The organism is Nostoc flagelliforme FACHB-838, from assembly GCF_014698065.1.
GTDB classification, from domain to species: domain Bacteria; phylum Cyanobacteriota; class Cyanobacteriia; order Cyanobacteriales; family Nostocaceae; genus Nostoc; species Nostoc flagelliforme_B.
Genome location: NZ_JACJSI010000351.1, coordinates 1 through 6,062, shown reverse-complemented (window position 1 = coordinate 6,062; position 6,062 = coordinate 1). Strand labels below are relative to the sequence as shown.

At 39.3% G+C, this 6,062-nt stretch carries 8 protein-coding genes; 5 read left to right on the top strand and 3 right to left on the bottom strand.

Going from position 1 to position 6,062, the window contains the following annotated elements; translation table 11 throughout:
• Positions 1 to 316 precede the first annotated feature (316 nt).
• From H6G97_RS43405 to H6G97_RS43385, 5 genes are all read left to right on the top strand, one after another.
• Positions 317 to 946 carry an SDR family NAD(P)-dependent oxidoreductase gene (locus H6G97_RS43405; RefSeq protein ID WP_190946697.1) on the top strand — a complete coding sequence of 210 codons (630 nt, stop codon included), beginning with the start codon at positions 317 to 319 and terminating at the stop codon, positions 944 to 946.
• Between the two features lie 11 nt (positions 947 to 957).
• Positions 958 to 1,320, top strand: coding sequence for a hypothetical protein (locus H6G97_RS43400; protein WP_242056003.1), 363 nt, complete (start codon positions 958 to 960; stop codon positions 1,318 to 1,320).
• 230 nt (positions 1,321 to 1,550) lie between these two features.
• Positions 1,551 to 2,075, top strand: coding sequence for a hypothetical protein (locus tag H6G97_RS43395; protein ID WP_190946695.1), 525 nt, complete (start codon positions 1,551 to 1,553; stop codon positions 2,073 to 2,075).
• 32 nt (positions 2,076 to 2,107) lie between these two features.
• Positions 2,108 to 3,376: a hypothetical protein gene (locus H6G97_RS43390; RefSeq protein ID WP_190946694.1), complete on the top strand. Its 1,269-nt coding sequence runs from the start codon at positions 2,108 to 2,110 to the stop codon at positions 3,374 to 3,376.
• A 1-nt stretch (position 3,377) separates the two neighbouring features.
• Entirely contained in the window at positions 3,378 to 4,571 is a 1,194-nt protein-coding gene (locus H6G97_RS43385) for a type III secretion system chaperone family protein (RefSeq protein ID WP_190946693.1), read from the top strand.
• Positions 4,572 to 4,947: 376 nt separating this feature from the next.
• Here H6G97_RS43385 and H6G97_RS43380 read toward each other — a convergent pair whose 3' ends face one another.
• The 3 genes from H6G97_RS43380 to H6G97_RS52000 all read right to left on the bottom strand — a co-directional run.
• Positions 4,948 to 5,448: a restriction endonuclease, SacI family gene (locus H6G97_RS43380; RefSeq protein ID WP_190946698.1), complete on the bottom strand. Its 501-nt coding sequence runs from the start codon at positions 5,446 to 5,448 to the stop codon at positions 4,948 to 4,950.
• Positions 5,369 to 5,794: a hypothetical protein gene (locus H6G97_RS43375; RefSeq protein WP_190946692.1), complete on the bottom strand. Its 426-nt coding sequence runs from the start codon at positions 5,792 to 5,794 to the stop codon at positions 5,369 to 5,371. Before H6G97_RS43375 ends, H6G97_RS43380 begins: the two co-directional genes overlap by 80 nt.
• Before the next feature lie 77 nt (positions 5,795 to 5,871).
• A partial coding sequence (locus H6G97_RS52000) for a hypothetical protein (RefSeq protein WP_206759136.1) occupies positions 5,872 to 6,062 on the bottom strand: 191 nt, incomplete at its 5' end.

The window sequence follows — 6,062 nt, the reverse complement described above, 5'->3', positions numbered from 1 at the left end:
TGAAATTAACTACGACTGGACATGACAATACAGGTTTAAATTTGAACTGTTCCGGTATACAATCTGTTTTCTGAGGGGTCATGCTTAAAACTGCTGGAATTCATGTGCAATAGATATTTTGGCAGTTTTTGACTCCTCTTTTCTCCAGCTTCGTGAGAAATCCGGGATCAGCGTCTAGAGCAGGGAGGAACACGGGGCAAAATTGTGCTGAAGTTTACAGAAAATTAGACCAGCTTTACGGCGTTGGTAATTGCTAAACGGATCGGAGTTTGATTATGTGCTGAAGGTCAATATTGATTGGGACAGGAGAAACAGGATGATACTGCAAGATAAAGTGGCTTTAGTTACTGGAGGAACATTGGGAATTGGTAGAGCAAAAGCGATCACATTCGGTGCTGCTGGAGCAAAGGTAGTATTCTCAGGTAGACGCGATGCAGAAGGTGAAAAAACTGCCAAACTAATCCGTGAAACAGGTGCTGAATGTTTATATGTCCATTCAGATGCCTCAAAAGAGGAAGATATCAAAACGTTAGTGCTTCATACGGTTGCAACCTATGGGCGACTCGACTATGCCTTCAATAATGCAGGCAGTGACGCTTCTTTTAAACCTCTGCATGAACAATTAATTGAAGATTTTGACAACCTGATGGCAATCAATGTTCGGGGACTGTTTTTGTGCATGAAGTACGAAATTCAGCAAATGCTGTCTCAAGGATCTGGTGTGATCGTGAACAATTCGTCAACGAGTGGTCTCGTTGCGTTTCCGGAGACTTCTCTTTACGTCGCCAGCAAACATGCAGTAATGGGGCTGACGAGATCGGCAGCTCTGGACTATGCCAAACAAGGTATAAGGCTGTGCTGCATGTGGACTAATTGTTGTTCATCGGCTGAGTCATGTCAGCCACCTAATAATAGATTATCACTGAGCTTTATTTGCAAAGAATGAAACGATTTACCTTGTTTACTTTCCTGTATCTCGCGCTGGGAGTTTGTCTAACGGCGATCGCACTTGGATACCCAAACCTGCCTTCGGGTCTTCAAAGAAGCTTGTTCATCAGTGCAGGAACCTCCTACATTTTTTGTCTCCTCAGCACCTTCCCATTTTGGCGCGAGACGACGATCCGCTTCTATCGCAGACGGAATTCAGCGGTAATTCTACCCTGGTTGGCGATTGGAGTGAACATTGTTGGGATGATCTGGGAGGTTCAGAATCAGAACTGGACGATGGAAGCCATTTTAGGAGCGTTTTCGCGGCTAATATTTGTCTTACCGTTTGTAGAAATCATTGTGATTACATGGCAAGTGAATTCTGAACATTAGTATCTAAATCGGATGCTGCCGAAACGAACTTGCGCTTCACCACAGGAATTTGACAAATCGTTGTAAGAATTTGCAAGAAAAGGGCTATTGATCAAAAGAAAATTAAGGGGATATTAGAAAAGGAAAGAGCTTCAGAATTAGATCAAATACAACAAAATCAATCTCCTATACCATTAACCCCTTTACAAAAAGCACAAAATTTAAAACAAAGCCAACAGGAAGTACAACAATTGATCGACTCTATTAAACAAATGAATCAATCGATTGAACATAATGCAGTCACTGTAGTTATCAGAGAAGATATTCATGAAAATTTTAGTAGAACTTTCTTTAGCAGAAACACGCCGGATCTGATTAAGGAGGATGCACAAAATTTGAGTTTAGCTTTTAAAAATGATGCTGACGCAATTCTTGGAAAACTACAAAACAATGAATTAACTCCTGAAGTTGTTGGAGCCTATATGCGTGCGTATAGAGAAAATGTTGCCAAAAGAGTCTTTGCATATAATCCTGATATTGACAACATATTAATGGGATATTTAAGACAAGCCAGAAGTAATCAGGCTAAACTTACAGAAATGTTTGAAAGGCAATTAGTTGATTACATAGGTAAGTTGAAGACAAATAATGAGCTAACTACTAATAATGTTAATAAATTATTTGATTTTTATACAAAGAATGTAAAGGAGGGTAAAATTACTCGAAGCGATGATGTTGTAAATGTCTTACGGCAAGCTCATCAAGCAGCTACATAACTTAGTCTTATTATCTATTTAAATTTTGAATCATGGTTTCTAAAGTCACAGAGATTTTAAAAAATTTATCACTTACAGTTGAGGAGAAAGCTGAAAAGATTGCTGAGATTCTCAGTGCTTTACCCGATAAAGGAGCAGAAGAAACTGTACGCTTAATTCTTAATGCAGACGACTATGTTGTAGCTACATATGCTGCCAATTATTTAGCTTTATTGCCTAATCTGCAACAAGAAAAAATACAAGCGATCGAGCATATTCTCAATAATGACAAAATTCTAGCAATCGCTGCTACAAATCTGGTTAAAGCTATGCCAGACGACGTAGTAAATCAATTAATCAATAAGTATTTTCAAAACCCCGAAGATTCGGATTTCTCCAACATTATCTATGAAGTCGCTCAATGGTTTCCTGACAAACTCCACCCATTTGCAGCACAATTTAAGGATTCGATTATTGAAAAAGTCATCTTGCCGGGGGCGGCAGATAACTACGTTGAGGATTTAGTTAAAAAATACCGTGAAGAAGAAGACCCACAATATTTACAAACTTTGGTGTATATTCGTACAGACAAAGCATTAGACGCGCTCATAACTTTATCAAAAACAGTTCCAGAAGAAGATTTAGAAGACATCTATGCTTATATAGAAAGTTCTGGGGTATTTCCAGAAACGCGCAAAGCATCTTTATATTGGAAAAATTATCGCGGATATATTGTCTCAAGAAATGAAAGTCCTCATCAGATGGGAGGTAGCTTTCCTCATCCAGTTCCTAAGTGTCCTGTAACCGATATCCCAGCCAATCGTATTTTAACTTTAGATTTGTCTCAACTAGATTTAGGTCTAAAAAGTGGCTATAATCCTAGCTTTTTCTGGTATGAAAGTGGTTATTCCCCAGGTTATATTTACGTGCAGTTTACTGAAGATGGCCTAAAAGGATTAATTACTCCAATGACAGATGGAGAGGTGGGAACTGACCTTATTCCTGGAGAATTAGCCTTAAAGTTAGAAGAATATCCCCTAAAATACGGTCGTGCAGGAGAAGCAATACCAGGGTTTTCTTATCATCAAGTAGGCGGTTATCCAAACTGGATCAGATTTGAACGCTTTCCCTCTTGTCCAATCTGTGATGAACGTATGAAATTTTTAGTAAGTATAGATAGCGGGATGACTCCTTTTGGAAAGTTGGGTTTCAATGGTATCCTTTATGGATTTTGGTGTGATCCATGTGCCGTTTCCTGCACTTCTCACCAGAGTTATATGGCTGATTTCGACAGTGATGAGGATGAGGATGATTTCGAGTAAGATGCGTATAAAGACTAAACATTTTCATTTAAACAGCGAATTAACACTAAGCGAATCTTCCGAATCGCCGCTAACAATTTGTGCAGTAACTTTAGCACTAACTAAGGAAGTTCACAAAATCACTGAATGTCGTCTCACCTTCCAAGTAAGCCTAGAACTTTACCAACGCATCGACAGCGAAGCCTTATTTAACCTTAAACCAGAAATCCGTACTCCTCTATCTGGTGGAAGCTTTCAACTCTCACCCGACATCCAAATCGAGGCTATTCTCGACTCTGATTTATTACCACAACTGGCAAAAAACGTAAAAACCTCTAACCAAGCAGCAGCCTATCTCCAAAAGTTAAGTAAAGAACAGCCCAATCATCCTTTATTATCGCCCTACAGTTGGTATGGGCTGCAAGTTAAACAGCAACAGGAAAAAGGTGAAACAGGCTATTCTACTGTTTGGGCATATCTTAAACCTTCTGATATTACCCAAGATGGGATTGATGGTAAAAAGCTCAATGATGCAATGTTTGATTTTGCTAAAGAATGGGCTAATAATAATCAATCAGCAACTTCTGAAGATGTCATATCTCAAACAGTTGAGAATATGACACAAATTTTTACAGAATTGATGAATAATATCTCAGAAAGTACTGAAAAAGTGATTTCTGAAACTCTTGAAGAAATAGCCACTGTCTTTGAAGAATTAACAGAAGATATTTATGAGATAACTGAAGAAATTACTAATGAAGGTAATGTTTTTGAGGCAATAGTCAACTTTTTTCAAGCAGAAGATTGGCAATTCCAGCAAATTTCAGGGGAGGAAACTTTACGCCTCACCTTTCAAGGAAAAAACGGCAAATGGAACTGTTACGCTAAAGCCAGAGTTCAAAAGCAGCAAATGGTATTTTACTCGATTTGCCCCATCCTAGCGCCAGAAATGAAGCGAAGTGAGGTATCGGAATTCATGACCAGAGCTAATTATGGCTTAATTATTGGTAACTTTGAATTAGACTTTGCAGACGGGGAAATTCGCTTTAAAACCAGTATTGATGTAGAAGGTGACAATCTCACTTCAGCTCTAATCAAACATTTGGTTTATGCCAATATAACAATGATGGATGAGTATCTACCTGGAATTATGGCTGTGATTGAGAATAAAGTGTCTCCAGCAGAGGCGATCGCCCAAATTGAAAGCCCAAATTGAAAGCTAATTATAGCACCTTTACCACTGCCCGCAATTATCTTCTTGTTGTAGACCTATTAACTGTCACCGTTTCCAAGCATAACCCTGTTCTGTCACTTTGGGAGAAGCCAATGCCTAAAAGCCTTTAAGAGCTTTTCTCTTCAGCTTTTGGCTATAAATTTTAGTTTCTGTTAGAAAAGAAAAGCTCAAAACTTTATCAAATCAAAGTTTCAGAGTTTCGCTCCGATTATTGTTTTCCGAAAGTGACAAAACAGGGTTAAACATTTTTGAGGAATAAACAAGCCTCAAACCTATACAGCGCAAGAAAAATAAACTTTTATAGTATGCAAAGATAACTTAGTGCAATGATCGTCATAGTGGAGCATGTTCAGCGAAGTCAAAACTCCCTTGCACTCTCAGCAGTTTGTCTCAAAGCCAAAAAAGCTTCTTTCAACGGTTGACTGATAGCACTGTCTGGTTCTGCCAGCACTAGTTGTTGATAAGCTTCCAAGAACTGTGACCTTAGCCGATGGAATAAATGCAGAAAGTGGCGCACAAAACTGATGCAATCCAAAACCACAATTTCTATACCGCTTGTACGATCATACATACTTAAGGCATATTCCCGAATACCTTCCTCAATCACATCCGTAGTGATAAAAATATAGTTGTCAACTCGCTTGCCAGTACCATTAATTTTTTGCAATGCACGGTCGATATCTTCCACGGTGACACGGCGGGTCTTCATTTCATAGCTGGTAATCACTTTTTGATCATCAACTAAAGTAATTTCTACATCTCCCAAAGCCTCAGTCTGTTCATCTGCCGCATTGTGAGATTTTAGAGGAAAAAAGCGCTCTCCTAATATATTGTTCTGCCACTTGATAAGCAGCAGCAACAATCATTACAGGAAGGCGGCTTGAGCCTCGGCAAGCCAGATGCTGTTTCAACAGTGTAATAATTTCCTCTGCTGACAAAGGCATTGCGCCTTCCGATTTCTTCAGATCCGACAGTAGTGTTTCCATGCGTTGCCGCTTTTCGTTCCGAGCAATAATCAGACAGCGAATGGTTTCCGCTAGCATTTCCTCAGCAGTTATCTTGCCTTGATGAACATCATCAAGTAATTGCAGCGCGGTTTGGTAAAGCTTAGGTGGTCGTCCTACCAGATTTATTACTGGGGTTAAAGTAACATTGCGGTTTCGCAGGGCAGGGGTAAGAAATGCAGTAGTAGGATTACAAGGCAACTCATGCTTATTAATGAAGGCTGTAATGTAACTTTCATCGTAGTAGCGGCCAGAGTAAGCATTTAATGCAATACGGTTCAGTTAAGGCTCAAAAGCTTATGAGTGACGTTAAATTTCGGAGCTTCGACTCGTTGTCCAGTACCTCTGTGTTTTGGTTTTTTAGAACGAAACTTTGATACAGGTCTTTTTACAACCCTGGGATTAGTACGGTGAACGCGTTCGGGTAACAACGTATCTAGGATTTCTACAATTAACCAATTGAAAAAAA

Excerpts from the sequence above, each read along its gene's own strand:
- H6G97_RS43405 (WP_190946697.1), top strand. The coding sequence starts at position 317 with ATGATACTGCAAGATAAAGTGGCTTTAGTTACTGGAGGAACATTGGGA.
- H6G97_RS43390 (WP_190946694.1), top strand. The coding sequence starts at position 2,108 with ATGGTTTCTAAAGTCACAGAGATTTTAAAAAATTTATCACTTACAGTT.
- H6G97_RS43385 (WP_190946693.1), top strand. The coding sequence starts at position 3,378 with ATGCGTATAAAGACTAAACATTTTCATTTAAACAGCGAATTAACACTA.